Source organism: Shinella yambaruensis (genome assembly GCF_022899355.1).
GTDB lineage: Bacteria > Pseudomonadota > Alphaproteobacteria > Rhizobiales > Rhizobiaceae > Shinella > Shinella yambaruensis.
In genome coordinates this window covers 364461-384120 of the sequence record NZ_JALJCK010000007.1, presented here as the reverse complement: position 1 = coordinate 384120, position 19660 = coordinate 364461, and the positions used below count along the sequence as shown (strand labels likewise).

Annotated in this window: 19 protein-coding genes; 5 read left to right on the top strand and 14 right to left on the bottom strand. The window is 65.2% G+C overall.

Features of this window, described 5'->3' with window-relative positions:
* The coding region (locus MUU56_RS19000) for an AMP-binding enzyme (protein WP_425314252.1) at nt 1–237 on the top strand (237 nt) is incomplete at its 5' end.
* An 8-nt stretch (nt 238–245) separates the two neighbouring features.
* Here the strand turns inward: MUU56_RS19000 and MUU56_RS18995 are convergent.
* From MUU56_RS18995 to MUU56_RS18980, 4 genes are all read right to left on the bottom strand, one after another.
* The gene (locus MUU56_RS18995; protein ID WP_244768841.1) at nt 246–1313 is read right to left on the bottom strand and encodes a 4-oxalomesaconate tautomerase; all 1068 of its coding nucleotides are present in this window, start codon (nt 1311–1313) and stop codon (nt 246–248) included.
* Between the two features lie 30 nt (nt 1314–1343).
* Nucleotides 1344–2600, bottom strand: a complete 1257-nt coding sequence (locus MUU56_RS18990; RefSeq protein WP_244768840.1) for a GntT/GntP/DsdX family permease — start codon at nt 2598–2600, stop codon at nt 1344–1346.
* A gap of 261 nt (nt 2601–2861) precedes the next feature.
* On the bottom strand, nt 2862–3497 hold the full coding sequence (locus MUU56_RS18985; RefSeq protein ID WP_244768839.1) for an NrsF family protein: 636 nt from the start codon (nt 3495–3497) through the stop codon (nt 2862–2864).
* Nucleotide 3498: 1 nt separating this feature from the next.
* Complete coding sequence (locus tag MUU56_RS18980) at nt 3499–4053, bottom strand: sigma-70 family RNA polymerase sigma factor (RefSeq protein ID WP_244768838.1); 555 nt, start codon at nt 4051–4053, stop codon at nt 3499–3501.
* Between the two features lie 226 nt (nt 4054–4279).
* On the opposite strand from MUU56_RS18980, the gene MUU56_RS18975 reads away from it, so the two are divergent.
* From MUU56_RS18975 to MUU56_RS18960, 4 genes are all read left to right on the top strand, one after another.
* Entirely contained in the window at nt 4280–4561 is a 282-nt protein-coding gene (locus MUU56_RS18975) for a BufA1 family periplasmic bufferin-type metallophore (protein WP_244768837.1), read from the top strand.
* Nucleotides 4562–4629: 68 nt separating this feature from the next.
* Nucleotides 4630–5484 (top strand): MNIO family bufferin maturase, encoded by an 855-nt coding sequence (gene bufB / locus MUU56_RS18970; protein WP_244768836.1) that lies wholly within the window; start codon nt 4630–4632, stop codon nt 5482–5484.
* Between the two features lie 3 nt (nt 5485–5487).
* Nucleotides 5488–6273 (top strand): HvfC/BufC N-terminal domain-containing protein, encoded by a 786-nt coding sequence (locus MUU56_RS18965; RefSeq protein ID WP_244768835.1) that lies wholly within the window; start codon nt 5488–5490, stop codon nt 6271–6273.
* Nucleotides 6251–6739 carry a DoxX family protein gene (locus MUU56_RS18960; RefSeq protein ID WP_244768834.1) on the top strand — a complete coding sequence of 163 codons (489 nt, stop codon included), beginning with the start codon at nt 6251–6253 and terminating at the stop codon, nt 6737–6739. The genes MUU56_RS18965 and MUU56_RS18960 overlap by 23 nt, the downstream gene beginning before the upstream one ends.
* Nucleotides 6740–7316: 577 nt before the next feature.
* On the opposite strand, the gene MUU56_RS18955 is transcribed toward MUU56_RS18960, so the two are convergent.
* From MUU56_RS18955 to MUU56_RS18910, 10 genes are all read right to left on the bottom strand, one after another.
* Entirely contained in the window at nt 7317–8996 is a 1680-nt protein-coding gene (locus MUU56_RS18955; protein ID WP_244768833.1) for an ABC transporter permease, read from the bottom strand.
* 9 nt (nt 8997–9005) lie between these two features.
* Nucleotides 9006–9965 carry an ABC transporter substrate-binding protein gene (locus tag MUU56_RS18950; protein WP_244768832.1) on the bottom strand — a complete coding sequence of 320 codons (960 nt, stop codon included), beginning with the start codon at nt 9963–9965 and terminating at the stop codon, nt 9006–9008.
* A complete protein-coding gene (locus MUU56_RS18945; protein WP_244768831.1) occupies nt 9959–11077 on the bottom strand; it encodes an ABC transporter ATP-binding protein in 1119 nt (372 codons plus the stop codon). Before MUU56_RS18945 ends, MUU56_RS18950 begins: the two co-directional genes overlap by 7 nt.
* A gap of 66 nt (nt 11078–11143) precedes the next feature.
* Complete coding sequence (locus tag MUU56_RS18940) at nt 11144–11905, bottom strand: metallophosphoesterase (RefSeq protein WP_244768830.1); 762 nt, start codon at nt 11903–11905, stop codon at nt 11144–11146.
* Nucleotides 11906–12007: 102 nt separating this feature from the next.
* Nucleotides 12008–12985 carry a CorA family divalent cation transporter gene (locus MUU56_RS18935; RefSeq protein WP_244768829.1) on the bottom strand — a complete coding sequence of 326 codons (978 nt, stop codon included), beginning with the start codon at nt 12983–12985 and terminating at the stop codon, nt 12008–12010.
* A 45-nt stretch (nt 12986–13030) separates the two neighbouring features.
* Nucleotides 13031–13939 (bottom strand): polyphosphate kinase 2, encoded by a 909-nt coding sequence (gene ppk2, locus MUU56_RS18930; protein WP_244768828.1) that lies wholly within the window; start codon nt 13937–13939, stop codon nt 13031–13033.
* Between the two features lie 248 nt (nt 13940–14187).
* The gene (locus tag MUU56_RS18925; RefSeq protein ID WP_244768858.1) at nt 14188–15153 is read right to left on the bottom strand and encodes a magnesium and cobalt transport protein CorA; all 966 of its coding nucleotides are present in this window, start codon (nt 15151–15153) and stop codon (nt 14188–14190) included.
* Between the two features lie 123 nt (nt 15154–15276).
* Entirely contained in the window at nt 15277–16725 is a 1449-nt protein-coding gene (locus tag MUU56_RS18920) for a CYTH and CHAD domain-containing protein (protein WP_244768827.1), read from the bottom strand.
* A 59-nt stretch (nt 16726–16784) separates the two neighbouring features.
* Nucleotides 16785–17783, bottom strand: a complete 999-nt coding sequence (locus MUU56_RS18915) for a DUF808 domain-containing protein (protein ID WP_244768826.1) — start codon at nt 17781–17783, stop codon at nt 16785–16787.
* 142 nt (nt 17784–17925) lie between these two features.
* The gene (locus MUU56_RS18910) at nt 17926–19659 is read right to left on the bottom strand and encodes a Na/Pi cotransporter family protein (RefSeq protein ID WP_244768825.1); all 1734 of its coding nucleotides are present in this window, start codon (nt 19657–19659) and stop codon (nt 17926–17928) included.
* Between the last annotated feature and the right edge of the window lies 1 nt (nt 19660).

Here is a 19660-nt window from a genome sequence, read left to right as displayed (position 1 = left end):
ATCGGCGTGCCCCATCCCGATTTCGGCGAGGGCGTGACGGCCGTCGTGGTGCGCCAGAAGGGCGCGGCCATCGACGAACAGGCGGTGCTCGACGGGCTGAAGGACCGGCTGGCGCGCTACAAGCAGCCCAAGCGCGTGCTCTTCGTCGAGGACCTGCCGCGCAACACGATGGGCAAGGTGCAGAAGAACGTGCTGCGCGAGAGTTATGCCAGGCTGTATAGCGGGGTTTCGTCCTGAAGGGAGTTTTATTCGGTGAATACCCGTCCGTCGAACAGCTTTCTGGCCGTTCGCAGGAAGGAGCACTCCCCCAACCCGTCAGGTGCATTGCTGTCAAGCCGCAGGAGAATATCCATTCTGCCTGTCGGATGCTCGACGGAGACGCTCTTGTCCTCACCGGCCGGCAAGGAAGCTAATGACGCCGCCGGGCTTTCCGGAAACATGCACGCGGTCGCTACGCTCAGCGCTCCGAAGACGCCAATGGAGGCATGGACGCGGTGGGGAATGAAGCTGCGCGTCATGATGGCCCCGCCCGCCGTCGGCGGGGCGACGAGCGTCATCTTGGGCACGGACTTCTTCGCGACGTCACCGAGGTTCATCAATGGACCGGCAATGAGCCGGATGCGTTCGATACGCGCCTTGACGGCATCGTTCGCCTCCAGCTCCTCGCGGCTTTCATAGCCGGTCAGGCCGAAATCCGCCGCGCGCATCACGACAACCGGCATGCCGTTGTCGATCAGCGTGCAGGCGATACCCTCGATCTCCGTTGCCGCAGACCCGGTCGGCAGCAGCGCACCGCAGCTCGAACCGGCGGCATCGGTGAAGGTGAGGTAAACGGGGGCCGCAGGTGTCGGCACACCATCGATACGCGCCTCGCCCGCATAGACCGGGCGACCGTTGCGGGTCGTTATGCGCGCGACGGCCGATTGCGCGGTGTTTTCCATATAGATACGAATGGACGTTTCGCCTTCGGCCGGCCGGACGAGACCCCGCTCGACCGCAAAGGCTCCGACCCCGGCAAGGATATTGCCGCAGTTCTGGCTATCGCTCACCAGCGACTGGTCGACGAAGACCTGGAGGAAGAGGAAGTCAACGTCGAAGCCCGGCCGGGCCGATGCTCGTATGACGGCGACCTTGCTCGTCAGCGGATCGGCCCCGCCGATGCCGTCGATCTGGCGCGGATCCGGCGAGCCCATGATACGCAGCAGCAGCCGGTCCCGCTCCGCAGGATCGGCAGGCAGATCGTCAGCGAGAAAATAGGCGCCCTTCGACGTGCCGCCCCTCATCATCATGCACGGGATGCCATCCGCGGTCATGTCGTTCACTCCAATCGATAGCGTTTCAGGTCAGGGCAGCGGAAGCTCGAGCAGCATGCCGAACAGCACATAGGCAATCGCCCAGAAACCGATGCCGGTTGCGACCGCGCGCACCAGCGGCCTCGTTCCCGGGAAGAGCAAGGTCGCAACGCCGGAGCCGACGCCGAGACCGAGCGCCAGGCCGATCCAGTTCGCGCTGAGCGCCACGGCGACAAAAAGGACGAGCAGGCACGCGCCACGCGCCACATCCACCTTTTCGTCCGCGCCACCGAGAGCATGGCCACGCAGCACCTGCACGAAGTAGATCGCCGAAACGACCATGCCGAAGATGGCAATCTCCATCGGGAGCGCACCCGGGCCCACATCCCCCCGCGAGTGCCCAGCCGGAAGCGCGAGGCTCATGGCAAAGAAGCTCGTATTCCAGCCCAGCGAAACACAGGCCGCGATGAGGTTCTGCCAGAAATGTTTGCGGGGTTTCCCTCCCCCTGAGGCGGGGGAGAGACCGGAGCCCAGGGTTTCCGTCACGGTCCAAGTTTGGAGCGTGGTCCGTTCGTTTATCTGGAGGAAGCGGCCGACCAGCCAGAAGCCGGAATCGTTCACGTGGCTCAGCACCGTCGCGGCGATGGTGGGTGCGAGAAGGCCCGCCGTCGTGGTCAACGCCACGGTGGCCGAGCCTTGCGCCACGCGCAGCGCCGTGGAAATGAGGAAGGCGGCGACGATCAGCGGCATGCAGACCGCCTCCAGGCTGCCGACGAGCGCCTGGCCGATGCCGCTTGCGCGCAGCACGCCGCCGAACATGCCTCCGGTGCCGGTCACGAGGATGATGGCGCAAACCGGGCCGAGGGCCCCATCCATCAGCTTTTCCATGTCCTTGAGCGTGCGCTGGCCGCTGAGCGTCCACATGCCGACGAGGACGGTGATGAGCAATGCGACCGGCGTCTGCCCGGCCATGCGCAGGATGCTCACCCACAGAGCGTCGCCGTCGATCGCCCTGGCGGTCGCCAGCGTGCCAAGGCCGGTGTTGAGGAAGATCAGCAAGAGCGGCAGCAACAGCACAAGCATCACCGTGCCGAAGGACGGCGGTTCGCGGCGGTCATGCGCCGCCTCGCTGAGCGATCCGAGAAGTTCCGGAACCGGCAGTTCGAAACGCTTGCCGGCCCACAGGCCGAAGAGGTAGCTGCCCAGATACCAGGTCGGCAGGGCGACGGCGAGGCCGACCAGCACCAGAAGGCCTATATCAGCCCCCAGCAGTTCGCCCGTGGCGACCGGGCCTGGGTGGGGTGGCAAGGAAAGCGTGCATGACCGCGAAGGCACTCGCCGCCGACAGTGCATAAAGCAGCACTGAGCCGCCGTAGACGGGCTCGGTCGAGGTCATGTGTCCTCCCGGGTCGAATCGCACCAAAGTCCATGTCTTCCCTGGCCTTTACTCGGTAAGCTAGGCTGAAAGGGAGGAGGCGCAGGCGCCATGCTGAACGGAGTCGAGCTAGGCCTACCCGCAGTTGAGGGGCAAGATCGAGCACGCAGGCTAGGCGCGCAAGCAGCAGCCAGCTACCAGCGCAGCAGACGGCGGCCAAGAAGCGCGCCGCCAACGGTCACGCCGGCAATGGCGATCGTGTACCAGGTGGCGAGGAAAAGCGGGCTGTCGTCCGGGCAATGCCAAGCATAGATGGCCGCGGCAATCGCACCGGCGGCAAGGCCCGCGGCAGCGCCCGCCGCCGTGGGGCTTTGCGGCGCGCCTTTTTTCAAAGCCCAGAAGAGACCGGCGAAGGGCGCGAGCGAAAGGACCGGCACGAAGAGCAGGCAGAAGAGGGCGTTACGGCCGACCGCGTTTGCCCGCCACGCATCGGCCGGCAGCGCAAAGATCTCGGCGCCGACCGCGGCGGCGACCATCGCGGCAGGAACAGCGAGCAGAAGCGCGGGACGGCGCGTTTCCTCCCCCGGCCGGCCGATGCGCATGGCGAGCCGCACGGCGAAGATGGCAAGGACGATTGTAACGAAGATCTTGAACAGCACGCGCGCCGTCTCGAAGACGCTCGCCATATTGTGCCTCAGCCCCACCGTCGCGATGAGCAGCACGGCCGAGACGACGACGCCCGCGCCAAGCGCAAGCGCCAGCACGCGGCCGTAGCGCATGCCGACGGGCGCGTCTTGCGTCATCAGGGTGATCAGGTCGTCGGTCTTCATTTCATTCGCTCCGATAGAGGGCGGCCAGCGATTTCAGCGCCCGATGGAGGGCGACACGCACCGCGACTTCCGTCATTTTCAGCCGCGCTGCCGTCTCGCGGATGCCGGCCCCCTCGATGGAGATCGAGCGGACGATATCGCGCTGCGGGGCCTTCAGTCGGGCGAGCACGGTCTCCGTGTCCAGCCGGTCCGCGGCCTCGTGCGTTTCGTCCCCCGCCGCCAGGAAATCCGCAACATCCTCGAGCGGCACATTCCCATGCCGGCCGCGGCGACGCAGGCTATCGACCAGCTTATTGCGCACAATCGTCGCCAGCCACGGCCCGAGCGGCCGGGTCGGATCCCAGGTGCCGCGCTTCAGATGGACGGCGAGCAGCACTTCCTGCACCACATCCTCCGCCTCGCTCGCCGGCGCACCGTACTGGTCGCAGCGTCGCCGCGCCATGCTACGCAGATGCGGCGTCACCGCAACGAGGAAACGATTATAGGCCTGCGCATCGCCCTTGATGGCGAGGCGCAGCCATGCCGCCCATTCCTCTTCGCGCGCCGACTGTTTCACTGCTGCATACCCTACGCCAGGAGACACGGTTTTGTTACCGCGTCTGTGCCGAGGAATCCGCAACGAGCCTAAGAAACTGATGCGCAAGGCTTTTTTCGTGTAACGATAGCTGCGCGACAAGAGCTGCCGAAAAAAGCCGGAACCTCCTCCTGTAACGAACCATCATCCCTCTCCGTAGCCGTCCATGCATAGCCAGTCGCGGCTGGCCCAAAAACGGAGACAGAGAATGAAGACCACGATCGTCACCCTCACCCTTGCCGGCTCGCTCGCTTCCGCGCTTGCCGCCATTGCCACGCCCGCCACGGCCGAAGAGGCCAAGGAGAAGTGCTACGGTATCGCCATGAAGGGTCAGAACGACTGCGCCGCAGGTCCGGGTACGACCTGCGCCGGCACGTCGAAGATCGACTACCAGCAGAACGCCTTCAAGCTCGTTCCGAAGGGAACGTGCCTGTCGATGAAGACGCCTGATGGGCACGGCATGCTGGAACCGGGCATGGCGCCGGCCTGAGCCCCGCATCTGCCCTGCCGGACGGCGCCTTTGCGGCGCCGTCGCCTTCCTCGTCGAAAGGTTTCGCCATGATCCCCTCAGCCCTGTCCCAGCGCGCCGGCGCCGGCTTCAAGCCCGAGCATTTCGCAGCCATCATCGCCGAACCGCAGCCCGTCGGTTTTTTCGAGGTCCATGCCGAGAACTACATGGGCGCCGGCGGCCCGCCGCATGCCCAACTCGGCAAGCTGCGTGAGGATTATGGGCTCTCCATTCACGGCGTCGGCCTTTCCATCGGCTCCATGCAGCCGCTCGACCGCGATCATCTCACCCGGCTGAAAACCGTGTGCGACCGCTACCAGCCGGAGAGCTTTTCCGAACATCTCGCCTGGTCGACGCACGACGGCGTCTTCCTCAGTGACCTCCTGCCCCTGCCATATACGCAGGAAACGCTCTTCCGCGTCGGCGAGCACATCGACGAGGTACAGGAGACGCTCGGCCGACAGATGCTGCTCGAAAACCCGGCCACCTACCTGCTCTTTGCGGAAAGCACGCTCGAGGAAACCGACTTCCTCGCCGAGATTGCACGCCGTACCGGCTGTGGCCTGCTGCTCGACGTCAACAATGTCTTCGTCGCCGCGATAAACCACAATCTCGATCCGCGCGACTACATCGCCCGCTTCCCGCTGGAGGCTGTGCGCGAGATCCACCTGAGCGGCCATTCCGAAACGGTGGATGACCTCGGTGCACCACTTCTCATCGACAGCCACGACACGCCGGTGAAGGATCCGGTCTGGGCGCTCTACGAAACGGTCCTTGGCCGTATCGGCCCAGTCGCGAGCCTCATCGAATGGGACAACGACGTGCCCGCCTGGCCGTTGCTCCGGGGGGAGGCCGTGGCGGCACAGCGCCTGATCGATGCCGCAGCGCGCCAAAGGGCAGCCTGAGCCATGCCGGAAGCGACCCAGAGCGCCTTCGCCGCCGGCCTCCTGAAAGCCGCGCCGCCACCTGCCGGCGTCATGGCCTGGAATTCGCCGTCACCGCACCGCCGCTACAGCGTCTATCGCAACAATGTGTCGGCCAGCCTGACCGACGCCCTTGCCGCCCGGTTTCCTGCATCCGAGCGGATCGTCGGAGCCGAGTTCTTCCAGGCAATGGCCGAGGCCTTCATCCGCGTCCATCCGCCGCGCTCGCCGCTGCTTCTGATCTACGGCGATGATTTTCCGGATTTCGCAGCAGCCTTCGAGCCGGCTCGCGAGATCGTCTATCTCGCGGATGTCATGCGCCTCGAAGCGGCCCGGACCCGCGCCTATCATGCGGCCGACGCGGCATCGCTCGATCCGCAGGCCCTTGCAAGCATCAAACCCGATCGGCTGGGCGACCTTGTCTTCCTCTCCCATCCCGCCCTTTCGATCGTTTCGTCGTCTCATCCGGCAGCAACGATCTGGGCGATGAATGCGGGTGAGCGTCCCATTGCACCCATTCCGGACTGGCGCGGCGAAGACGCCCTCGTGGTCCGCCCCCGCATGACCGTCGAGGTCGTGCCGCTGCCGCCGGCCGGCGCATCCTTCTTCGGGCATCTGGCGCAAGGCCGCACATTGGCAGAAGCCACCGGCGCGGCGATGACCGACGATGCCGCCTTCGACCTTTCCGAAAATCTCGCAATCCTGCTCCGTGCCGGAGCCTTCACCGCCACCAGGAAAGACCAAGACGATGAAGACCGTGACCGCGCCTGATCTCGCCACGCCGCTACCGCAGCGCCTCCTCGAACAGGCGATACAGGCGCTCGACCGGATTCCGAACGACCTCATCGCCCTGGTCGCACGCCTTTCCATAGCCGCCGTTTTCTGGCGATCCGGCCAGACGAAGCTGGACGGCTGGTCGGTTTCCGACAGCGCGGTCTATCTCTTCGAGAACGAATACAAGCTGCCACTCGTCGATCCCTGGCTTGCCGCACACCTTGCCGCCTTTGCCGAACACCTCTTCCCGTTCCTCCTCGTCATTGGTCTCGCCAGCCGTTTCTCCGCACTGGCGTTGCTGGCGATGACGCTGGTGATCGAGATCTTCGTCTATCCGGATGCCTGGCCGACGCACGGCACCTGGGCCGTCTCTCTCCTGTTCATCGCGGCACGCGGGCCGGGCTTATTCTCGATTGACGCCATCATCGACCGCCAGGCACGCGGCAGGCGTCGATCCGGCTAGAGAGAGACAGGAAATGCCTGCTCACTCGGGGTGCCTGCAGGCTACTGCGTCCGAAGATGAATTCGCTTCGTTCTCCTGCCGAACAGAACGAAAAAGAGCGCGCCAGCGGCCACCGATTCCATTCGGATCCCGGTCTTCACATGGTCCTGGACAACTGGGGCACTGAAGGCGAGGAGGCCGATGAACAAATCCGTCGTGAAGCCGACTCATAAAGCAGGTAGCCCCGGTCATCCATCCCCAGCTCGCCTGCGCGGACAGGAAACCCCGGCATTCGCGAAGCCGGAGATCGGCACACCATCAAAGGGCGATGCGCCTTACAGCGCATACACGACCTCGGCTATATGCAGTTCTGCAATGACTGTCATCGCGCCGATGGTACGGATGTGAAAGGCATCTTCCCGGCCCTTGCCGAAAACCCGTCCGTTTCTTCGCTCGTTTCTTCCACCCTCATCCGACGAACACGCATCCCAAACCTGTACGATGCCATGGTTTGCACTGCGGTTATGGGCCACTCGCCGCCCATCGTTGGATAGCCCTGTCCGCAGCCGGTGAGAATGATCGGCCGGACTTGACTGGCTCACTCCTTGATCAAGCTCTTCCTGCTCAGCAGGCGCAGGCACACCAGCGGCAGGAGTGTCGTCAGGACGATGGTGACGAAAGCCATGGCCATGCCGAGGCCCACGGAGCCCTGTTCGAACTGACGCCAGATGAAGGTGGCGATGGTCTGCATGCCGACCGGGGCGACCACGACGGACGCCACCAGCTCCCGCGAGGCGAGCGCGAAGACGAGGAGCATCGCCGAAGCGAGGCTGGGGAAGACCAGCGGGATCAGGATGCGCCGGAAGGCGACGGCGCCGGTGGCACCGAAGACCCGCGCGGCGGCTTCGAGATTGTCGCCGATCTGCACGAAGGCGGCCGTGGCATAGCGCGCGGTCTGCGGCAAGAGGATGCAGCAATAGGCGAGCAGCAGGATGAAGCCTGTATTGTAGGGCGTGAAAGGCAGGCCCGGCATGTTCCAGGCGAGGATCAGGCCGACGGCGACGACAATGCCCGGCAGCGCATTGGGCAGCACCGTCATGATGTCGATGAGCGCCCGGCCCCGCATGCGCGTCTTGACCACCACATAGGCCGACACGACCCCGATCAGGCCCGTCAGCAGCGCGGTCGCGACGCCGAGCGTCAGGCTGTTGGCGAGCGCCCCCAGCGCACCGGCGGAATTGCCGAAGACGGCGGCGAAATTGTCGAGCGTCAGGTTGTCGAGGGCAAGCCCGCCGGAAATCGTCCGCGATAGCGCGGTCGAGAGGATTGCCAGCATGGGAACGCCCGTCGACAGGAAGGCGACCACGCCGAAGAGGGCCAGAACCGGCAGCGTGAAATAGCCGAGGGGGCGCTTGTCGCCATTCTGCGGCTTGCCGCTCACCGTCTGGTAGGAACGGCGCGTCAGGATCCAGCGCTGGAGGAGGAAGGCCGCCAGCGACAGGGCGACCAGCAGGAGCGACAGGGTGGCCGCGCCCGGCAGGTCGATCGGCCAGTCGCCGACGCGCGTATCGATGCCGGTGACGAGGACGTCGAAGCCGGCGCGGCGGCCGAGCGCCGCGGGCGTGCCGTATTCCTCGATCGCGGCGGCGAAGACGAGCAGCAGGCTCGCGGCCAGCCCCGGCGCGGACAGCGGCAGCGTGATGCGCCAGAAGGCCCGGGCCGGCGTCGCCCCGAAGACCCGGCCGACATCCGCATAGCGCGCGCCGACCGCCTCGACGGTCCGTGACACGGCGAAATAGACGACGGGGAAGGTATTGAAGGTCATGACCAGCGTCATGCCGAACAACGAGAAGAGCACCGGCGCGAGGTTGAAGCCGAAAAGCTGCTCGAGATAGCCGTGCGGCTGCAAGGTCATGATCCAGCCGAGCGTGGCGATATAGGGCGGGATCATGAAGGGCACGAGGAGGAGCACGTCCCAGACCGGCGCGAAGGGGACGCGGTAGAGCGCGCGGGCAACGCCGAGCGGGATCGCCAGGAGCGCCGAGGCGATCACCACGCAGGTTCCCAGAAGCACCGTGTTGCCGGTCATGCGCAGGAGGCGCGGATCGGCGAGCGTCGCCCCCAAGAGCGAGAAGGGCTTCGCGAAGGAGCCCATCCCGATGGCGGGGAAGATCGCCTGAAGGACGATCGCGACGAAGGGCACGGCGACGACGACGACAAGACCACCCAGGGCAAGCCAGGCTGCCGGCGCGACGCCGCCGATATCCTTCGCACTCATGGGATCACCTCAGTCGGCGCCGAAGATGTCGGAAACCTGCTGCAGGGTTTCCTTGCGCTTGCCCTGAACGGCCGCCGCATCGTAGCTCAGCAGCTTCAGGTCCGCGATGAGCGGGCGATCGGCCGGGATGTCGCTGCGGGCCGGCATCAGGAACGTCTTGGCGACGAGCGTCTGGCCGGCGTCGGACAGCATGTAGTCGACGAACTTCTTGGCCTCGTCCTGGTTCTTGGACCAGTTGAGGATCATGACCGGGCGCGGCGCGATGACGGTGCCCGATTCCGGGAAGATCACGTCGATGCTCTCGCCCTTGGCCTTGCTGCCGAAGGTGATGTAGTCGACGGCGCCGAAGACGGCGGCCTTGGCGCCCTGCAGCACCGGATTCAGCGCCTCGGCATTGGCGCCGGCGATGACCGCGCCGTTCTCCTTCAGGTCCTTGAAGAGCTTGAAGTCGTCCTGGCCGGCGAGCGCCGCGGTCAGCTCGAAGGACGAGCCGGACTGTGCCGGGTCGGGAATGTTGACGAGGTCCTTGAATTCCGACTTGGTGAGGTCGGCCCATTCGGCGGGCTTCGTCGTGCCGCTCTTGGTGTTCCAGGCGATGCCGAGGGCAGAGACGCCCTGTGCGACGGCGGTTTCGGTCTTCAGGAAGGCCGGCACCTTCTCGGCGTTCGGGCTGGCATAGGGCACGAGCCAGCCGCGTTTTGCAAAGTCGGTCGCCGTATCCCAGGAGGCCGAGATCAGGACATCGACCACCGGATTGGCGGCTTCCGCCTCGATGCGAGCCATGACCTTGCCGGTCGTGGCCTGGAAGACGTTCACCTTGACCCCGGTCTCGGTGGTGAAGCCTTCGGCGAGCTTGTCGATGAGGCTCTGCGGGCCGGCGGTGTAGACGGTGATGTCGGCATGGGCGACACCTGCCAGGAGCAGGGTCGATACGGCGCCGGTAACGAGCCCCTTGATCGATTTCAACATGTCACAACCTTCTTTTCTTGCGTGCTATGGCTTTCCTCCCCGAACCAGCGGATCCGGCCGGGGTCTATGGAAAGTCCGATCTGTTCGCCGGGGCGCAGCCGCGCGGCGCTGAGAAGCTGCAGCTCGACATCGGGCGAGCCGGCGAGCACCACCGTCGCCAGATGGCCGTCACCGCGGAACTGGGAGCGCACGACCCTGGCCGGAAGCGCCTTGTGGGACGGTCCGCTCAGTGCGACGGCGGCAAGCGGCAGCAGGACCTGTGCCTCGCGGCCACGGGACGGTGCGGCCTCGTGCGCCACCGCGTGGTCGCTGCCGGCGAGAAACCAGGTGCCGCTGCGCCAGGAAAGCCGCGCCGTTCCGCCGAGCCGCAGGAAATCGGCCACCTCGGCGCTCGCCGGGCGTGCGACGAGATCGTCCGGCGCCGCGAGCTGGGCGATTTCACCGGCACGCATGACGGCGACCTCATCGGCAAGGGTCAGCGCCTCCGCATGGTCGTGGGTGACGTAAATGGCGGTGAGCCGGAGTTCGGCAATGAGGCCGGCAAGCTCGCCCACCATGTTCTCGCGCAGCTCACGGTCGAGATTGGACAGCGGCTCGTCGAAGAGGATGAGCCGCGGCTCGGCCACGATGGCCCGCGCAATGGCGACGCGCTGCTGCTGGCCGCCGGAAAGGTCGCTCGGGCGCCGATCGACATAGGCTTCGAGGCCGACGCGCCTGAGGGCGCGCATCGTCCGCGCCGCGCGCTCCGCCCGGGCGACACCCCGCATTTCGAGCGGGAAGGAGACATTGCCGCCGACCGTCAGATGCGGCCAGAGCGCGTAGTCCTGGAAGACCATGCCGAGATTGCGCCGTTCCGGCGGCGCGAAGAGGCCAGTCCTCGCGTCGGCGACCGGCTGGCCGGCAATCCTCACCGTGCCGCGGGTCGGCTGGAGAAGCCCGGCGACGAGCCTGAGAAGCGTGGTCTTGCCGCAACCCGAGGGCCCGAGCAGCGCAAGGGTCCTGCCCCTCGAAAGCGAAAGGTCGATGCCCTTGAGGACAATCGTGTCGCCATAGTGCAGCGCCAGGTCATGGGCGGATACCGCATCGGCATCCTGGTCAATTTTCTTCGACATCGGCAATGGCTTCTTGCAACAATTGCCGGTGCAATATTCGCCTTGGATGACAGTTGGATGACGGTTTCAGGCCGGAGCGGCCAGCGGCTCCACCGTGACGGTGCCATCGGCGGAAACCGCCGTGCGCAGGAAGTGCGACAGCCTGCCCTCTTCGAAGACGGCCGCCGTCAGATGGCCGGACTTGAAGGCATGGGTGTCGAGCGCGATGCGGTTGGGGTAGACCTCCGGCAGGCCGGAGGCGGTCGGCGTGTGGCCGTGGACGACGCGATGCTCGAAGGCCCCGCGATAATCGAGGAATTCCGCCTTGATCCACATCAGGTCCTCGGCAGACTGCATGGCAAGCGGCACTTGCGGCCGCAGGCCGGCGTGAACGAAGCAGAACGGCTCCTCGACAAGGACGTGGCGTGCCGCGCACAGCACATCGCGATGCCCGGGCCATCCGCCGAGGATCCGGCGGCGCGTGGCGGTCCAGTCGGCCGCGGGATCGGCGATGCCATAGGACAGCAAGGCCCCCGTCGCGCCATATTGATCGATCCACCGCCGGAGATCGTCGGCAGCGAGACGGTCGAGCAGGAATTCGCGCAGAAACCAGTCATGATTGCCGAGGATGAGATGCGAGGCGCTGTCTTCCCGCAGGTGGGCGGCCACCATATCGAGCACGGCCCGGCTGTCCGGCCCGCGATCGATGAGATCACCGAGGAAGATGACGCGGCTCCCCTCCTCCGCCGAACGGATATGGGCAAGCAGCCTATCGAGAAGATCGGCACGCCCATGAATGTCGCCGATCGCATAGAGGCGGCGCCCTGTGGCTGGGACCTGACCTGACATTACGTTCAAACCTTTTTTGGATCGACCTCTTCAGTGAGAAAGCATCTTATGCATCTATACTTCATCGTTCGAAGAGTCGCCGATACGATCCGGATTGTATACCTAGAACCGCAGGCTGATGCCCGCGCGGCGCAAGAGCCAGTAGAACAGCGCGGTCGCGGCGATGCCGAGCATCATCGCCCACAAGAAACCGGTGTTGCCCTCGCTGAAGGGAAGCCCGCCGGTGTTCATGCCGAAGACGCCGACGACCAGCGTGCCGGGCAGCAATAGCGCGCTCATGACGGCCATTGCCCTCAGGCTCCGGTTGGATTCGTCCGCAAGCTCCGCCGCCATCTCCTCTTGGAGCAGCCGGGCGCGGTCGTTGACCATGACGATTTCGCGGTCAAGCCGTTCCAGCCGCATGGAGAGCCGCCGGAGAACGGCATGGGCGTGCTCGGAGAGTGCCCAGTCCTCCCGGTCCTCCTCCTCGAAAAGCGCTACCATGCCCGCGACGGGCCGATGCAGCGAGACGGCGAGGCGCCGCACTTCCTTCAGGCTGCGCCGCTCGTCGCTGAGCCGCTCGGTGACCAGCCGGTCCTCCACCGCGTCGAGAATCGCCGCGGCGTCCTTGAGCCTGATGGCGGTGCTCTTGCAGAAGGCCGCAACGATGGCCTCGAAGAGTTCGTAGGCCGTCGCCGGGCAGAAGCCGTCGGCGAACGAGCGCCGCACCCGGTTCACAGCCTCGACGGGATGGCGCCGGCCGGTGACGAGCAGACGCTCCGTCAGGGCGAAATGCAGCCGGCCGATCGTGGTGGAGGTACGCTCCATGTCCTGCTGCAGGTCGGCGACGACGCCGTGAACCGTGCCCGCCTCGTAACCGAGGACGAGGCTTTCGTCATGGCCTTCGAGGATGGAGCGCGCCGCCGCCGGCAACGGGCACTTGCCGGCCAGCCAGCTCAGCATGCGCTGGTCGACGAGATCGACATGCAGCCACACCCAGCCGTCCTCGGCGGCAAGCGCAGCGTCGATGTCCTGCGGGGCAATCGGCATGAGCGGACCGCCGGGGTGGCCGCGATAGGCGCCGACGAGGCCCGGCGCCATGCCTCTCTCCCTCTGGTCCAGCAGGGTCAAGTGCGGGAACCGGCGTCAGTAGACTTCCGGGACATACATCTCGTCCGGCGGCTCATGACGGATATAGTCGTCGTTGCGGACGCGCTCCGGCAGCTCGATGGCAGGCTTCGGAATATCCTCGTAGGGGATTTGCGCCAGCAGATGCGCGATGCAGTTGAGGCGCGCCTTCTTCTTGTCGACAGCCTCGACGATCCACCAGGGCGCTTCCGGAATATGCGTGCGCTCCAGCATCTCCTCCTTCGCCTTGGTGTAGTCTTCCCAGTGGACGCGGCTTTCGAGGTCCATCGGGGAAAGCTTCCACTGCTTCAGCGGGTCGTGGATGCGCATGCGGAAGCGGAATTCCTGCTCGTCATCGGTAATGGAGAACCAGTACTTGATAAGAATGATGCCGGAGCGCACCAGCATGCGCTCGAATTCCGGCACGGAGCGGAAGAACTCCTCCAGCTCGTCATCCGAACAAAAGCCCATGACGCGCTCGACGCCGGCGCGGTTGTACCAGGAGCGGTCGAAGAGGACCATTTCGCCGGCGGTCGGCAGATGCGGCACATAGCGCTGGAAGTACCATTGATTGCGCTCGCGCTCGGTGGGCGCCGGCAGGGCGACGACGCGGCAGACGCGCGGATTGAGGCGCTGGGTGACGCGCTTGATGGCGCCACCCTTGCCCGCGGAATCGCGCCCCTCGAACAGCACCACCACCTTGAGCTTCTTGTGCTGCACCCAATCCTGCAATTTGACCAGCTCGTGCTGGAGGCGGAACAGCTCACGGAAATAGACACGGCGTTCAAGGGTCTGGACGGGCACTTCGGACATGCCTTCGGCAATGAGATCGTCCAGCCGCTCCTCCTCGATCTGCATTTCCAGCTCCTCGTCGAAGCTGTCGGCAATCTCCGCCTTGATGCGGTTGAGATGATCGTCGTTGAACATGGGGCGATATCCTCAAGGGGTGGAAACGGCACCCGGAAGCAGCCGCCACCGGGACGATCGAAGGGCAATCCGCGTCAGGACACCGAAGCAGGCAATGACGACGACGGTGGCTTGGCGGCGCCAGTCGGCGCATGGCCGAAACGACCTGCCCGGCCCGGCTGTTCCGCGCCTTTCCCGCCGGAATCCTATAGGAAACATCGACGACGCTTTTGTGACGAAGCGCAATTCGGCGCCCTCCTGGAACGGCCTCAGATCCACTTGTAGCGCTTGAACCGGAAGTACAGCACGCTGCAGAAAACGGTGATTATCCCGAGAACGACGAAATAGCCGTAACGGGTTCCGAGTTCCGGCATGTTCTCGAAGTTCATGCCGTAAATACCGGCGATCGCCGTCGGTACGGCGAGGATCGCCGCCCAGGAGGCAAGCTGGCGGGTGATCGTGCCCTGCCGCTGCTGCTCGAGCAGATTGCTCGCCTCGAAGACCGAGGTGATGACGTCCCTGAGACCGCCGACCGTCTGCTCGACGCGATGCATGTGCTGCAGCGCATCGCGGAAATAGGGCTTCGCCTCGGCATCGAGGCACGGCAGGTCCAGATGCACCAGCTTGCCGCACAGATCGAGCATTGCATCGAGAACACGCTGGAACAGGATGACCTCGCGGCGCAGGCGGAAGATCAGCTTGATCTGGTCCCGGTCGAGAAACGCGTCGAGCATGGTGCGCTCCATGTCGAGCACGGAATCCTCGATCGTGCGGGCGATCGGCAGGTAGCCGTCGACGATGAAATCGAGAATGGCGTGGAGAATATAGTCGGTGCCATGGCTGAGCGTATGCGGCGACATTTCGAGCCGGCCGCGCAACGCGCCGTGCCCCCGCTCGGATCCGTGCCGCACGGTGATGATATAGCGCTCGCCGACGAAAATGCCGGTGCGCCCGTAAACGATCCTGTCGCCTTCGAGCTTCGCCGTCTGGGCGAGCACAAAAATCTGGTCGTCGTAGGCGCTGAGTTTCGGCGTTTGCAGCGGGTTGAGCGCATCGTCGACGGACAGTTCGTGCAGGTCGAAGCGCGCCTTCAGCAGCGCCATTTCCTCGGCGGTCGGCTCATGCAGACCGATCCAGATGAAGTCGTGGGGCTCTGCCGGCACGGCGACGGCGGAAAACGGCACCTCCTCCATGCGGCGTCCTTCGCGATAAAGGCAGGATGCGACGACGGCCATGATGTCTCCCAGCGAATCCGGACGGTCGGGAATGCCCGGCCGGGCCAGCAGATAGCGGCCGGTCTTGACAGCCATGTGAAAAGCAGGGAGCGCGATCCTCGCGAAGCCGGGCGGCCCTTTCGTTCAGCGCCAGAAGCGCCTGGCGTCGCAGAAGGCATCATGCGCCTCCACGGCGACCTTCAGTATCTCCGCCTCGTCCGCCCCCTTCTTCTGCGGCATCTCTTCGGGAAAGAGGCCGGCCTCGGCGAGGTGCCTCGATGTGTTCGCCCTGTCGTTCAGCACACCGAGAGCGTCCTGCAGCGTTTTCAGCGCCTCGATGAAGTCGCCATAGCGCCGCCGCTGCTTCCTGCCCTGGAAAAGGCTGGCGAAGAACTCGGCCGCATAGCGCAGCTTCTTGGCGTCCTTGCGCATCCTGTGGCGCGCCTCGTCATCGAGGTCGGCGAGGTCGCGACCCTGCCTTTTCACCTTCCGCCGCAACCGGTCGAGGGCGGCGATCGCGAAATCACGCAAGGGCATCGCGCGCATTTCCGCCAGCGACGGACGATGATGCCAGTCGCCGCAGGCAAGCCATTCCGACAGGTCGAGCATCAGCGCCTGTGCCCGGGGCGACGCCAGGGCATCGGTCGCCCTTTCGAAGGCCTCGCGGCGCGCCTGCTCCAGTGCGGCGCGTGCCGCCGCATCCCGTTGTCCGGGGATCAGTACGTCGAGGTCGCGCACTGCGCCCAGAACGCCGGCCAGCCAGCGCAGCTCGTCCTTCAGGTGGCCCAGCGCATCGTCCGCGACCACGGGCGCGAACGCGGCGAGCGCCGAACGCAGGCGCCGAAGGGCGACCCGTGCCTGATGCACAACCTCCACATCACCGCGACCGAACAGCATCTCGTTCAGCCTGAACTGGCGAAGGCAAGCGCCGGCGACGACGCGGAATGCCCTCTCCACGTCCATGTCCTGCGACAGAAGGACCGGCTCGGCCGGCGCCGAGGAGAATGCAGGGCCAAGCAGCCTGTAGCCCCGCTCCGCCTTGCTGAGCACGCCGGGACGCAGCGGCGCCTCGGCGGCGATCCCGCGCGCGTAGGAAAAAAGAGCGGCGGGATCGCCCGACTTCAGCTCCAGCTCGATCTCGCAGACCGGCGTGCGCCTGTCGCCGGCGACGATCTCGCCCCGATCGAGCACAAGCTCGATCTGCGCCTCCCGCCAGGATACGAGCCAGGTCATCCGCGTGACGGCAACCTCGAACACCGGACGCAGTGCCCGTGCCCGCTCGCCGAGAAGGGCTTTCAGCGGCGTCGTGTCGTCGAGGACAGGCACGTCGCTTTCGACGGACTGCTCCCATTCCGGACGCACGAAGAGGCTGGCCGCGCTCTCGCCCGCAGCCTTGACGGTCTGGATGCGCTGGTCGCCCGTCCGGCGGATGCGCAAGGAGAAGCCGGCAGCATGAAGCTCTTCCTCCGGCGTGTCGAAATAGATCGCCCTGAGGTCCGACACGGCAGGCTCCGCCGGCAGCAGGCCGGAAGACAGGAGCGCCTGCGCGGCCTCGGGCGTCAGGTCCAGCTTCAATTCGATTTCCGATGCCAAGACGGCTCATCTCCAAAGGTTATGGCCCGCAGGGGGTATTCCGTCACAAGCGAGGCGGATCAAGCCGCGCGAAGCCTGCGAAGGCGTCCGCTCAGCCAGCGCCATGCCGGCACGATGATTCCGCCGACGGCCGGGATCATCGCCGCGCCGATCGCCAGGCCGAGGATACCGGAACCCGTGGCCTGGACCAGCCAGGAAAGAAAGCCGCCGAATGCCGGAACGGCTTGCGCAGCCGCCTCGGCGGCATCATGCAGGATGTGGCTCGGCCATGCGAAGCCGAATATCTCGGCGCCATGCAGCAGGATGCCGCCGCCGACCCAGATCATCGCCGCCGTACCGACCATGCCGAGGAGCTTCAGGAGATAGGGCATGCCCTGAACGAGACCCTGACCGATGATGCGAAGGCCGGCGTCGGCCGGCGAGCGGGAGGGGCGGCGGGCAAGCCAGAGGCCGACGTCATCTGCTTTCACAATGAGCGCGACGACACCATAGACACCGACCGTGATCACGACGCCGACGACGGCCAGTATCAAGGCCTGGCTGGCGATGCCCGCATCCGGCACGGAACCCAGCGTGATCGCCATGATCTCGGAGGACAGAATGAAGTCCGTGCGGATCGCACCGGCGACTTTCTCGTTTTCGAAGGTCTTGGCGTCGACCGCGATGGTATCCAACGCCTCTTCATGACGATGGGCGCCGTGCGGAGATATGAGTTCATAGACCTTTTCCGCACCCTCGTAGCAGAGATAGAGACCACCCAGCATCAGGAACGGCGTGATCGCCTGCGGCGCAAGAAGACTCAGCACCAGCGCCGCCGGGAGCAGAAAAAGCAGCTTGTTCTTCAACGAGCCAAGGGCAATCCGGCCGATAATCGGCAGCTCGCGCGCCGGTGAGAAGCCGGTGACGTAACGCGGCGTCACGGCGGCATCGTCGATGACGACGCCGGCTGCCTTGGCGCCGGCCTGCCCGGCCTGGGCGGCAATGTCGTCAAGCGATGCAGCGGCAGCCTTTGCAAGGGCCGCGACATCGTCAAGAAGAGCAATCAGGCCGACACTCACGAGGGACTTCTCGGTAAATCGGGGAAGCATAAGGGACTATGCTCAAGGGACGTTCCCAAATGCGAAAACTGTCCGGCAGGCCGGAGCCGGCGGCCGGGCAGTCACCGCAGCGTAGCCGCCGCGGTGACCGATGGCATATGGCCTATTCGGCCGGAACCGGGCTCAAGCCGCCGTCATCCATCCGCTGCTCGCGGTTCTCCCGCCGGATATTCGCGCGGGCGAGCACGCTCTTCCGGTTTACCGACTTGCGCTCGGCATCGATGCGACGGATCAGGATTTCCGCACGCTCGACGGAACCGAGCAGAGCAAGGATGGTGCCCCGTTCAGCAGCACCGGCATTCGGCCCGAGCGCCAGCGTCTTGGCGCGCAGTTCCTCCACGTCGGGATAGCTGACATGGCCCGCCGGCATCTGCGGATCGGCGATGCCATGGTCCGGCATGATGGCGCGAAGCGAGACATCGAGCTTGTTCAGCGCGGTTTCGACGATCGCCTGTGCCTGCGGCGAGAATTTCTCACGCTTCACCCGGCGCGCAACCTGGTGCATCGATTCCGTGAGCGCCGCGGTGAAGTCCGCCTCCTCGATCAGGCTGGCGATGAGGTCGAGCTGATCGTAGGGCAGGTCTTCCTTCATCAGGTTGGCCGTGTACGCGCGAATATCGCGGCTGAGGATGTCGGTCGCCAGATAGTGCTCGCCCGGATCGGACGGGGCCTTCCTGTCGCCGCGGGCGATGTTGAGGAACATCGCACCGGCCTGGAGGTGACGGGTCGTCTCCTGCTGGATGGCCGGAACGGCACGGGCGAAGTCGTTGGCAACCTCGCGGCTGAGGAACTTCGGGGTCGAATAGTCCTCGATATCCTCTTCGTCCGACCGCCCGACACGGGACAGAACACGCTCGAACACACCAACGAAGGGAAAAAGCAGTGCCGTGTTGAAGATGTTGAAAACCGTCGAGTAAAGGCCGACCGCGACAGGAACGAGCGGGAAGGTTTCCTTGCCGTCGACCATGACCGCAAGACCCGGATCACCCATGCCGAAGACGCCCATCGTCCATTGCAAGACGCCGATCGAGACGAAGAAGAGCGGGACGGTGATGCAGACGCCGATGATGTTGAAGGAGATATGCGCGTAGGCCGCGCGCTTGGCATTCTTGGACAGGTTGAGCGAGGCCATCCACGAAGTGATGGTGGTGCCGAGATCGGCGCCGAGCGAGAAGGCGACGGCGGTCGTCCAGTCGAGCACGCCGGCTGCACCCAGGCCCATGACGATGCCGATCGTTGCCGACGACGAGTGGATCATCGCGGTGATGCCGGCTGCGATGAGGACGCACTTGATGAGGTTGAAGTAGGAATCCGCCCGAAGCGTCTGAAGCAATTCCATGACCTCGGGCATGTTACGCAGGGGACGCAGGCCACCCGTCATCAGGTTGAGACCATAGAAGATCAGTGCGAAGCCCATGCAGGCGAGCGCAATGTTACGGACCTTCTCGCTCTTGGCGAAGCAGTAGACCAGCGCGAAAACACCCCCGCAGATCAGACCGAGCGGACCAAGCGGCAGGGCGATCAGGCCATTGCCGAGCGTCGTGCCGATATTGGCGCCCATGATCACGCTGATTGCCGGCCTGAGACCGACCACGCCGGCATTGACGAGACCGACCACCATCACCGTCATGGCCGTCGAGGACTGAATGACGCCGGTGATCAGAGTTCCGGCCATGACACCCTTGATCGGCGTGCCCGCAGCCTTGGCAAGGAAGTTTCGCATGCTGTTGACGGAAAGCGCCTGGATGCCGTTGGCCATGAACTCCAGACCGAGCATGAAGATTCCCAACCCGCCGATGACGGGGACGAGAATGTCCTTGAAGATATCAATTTCCATG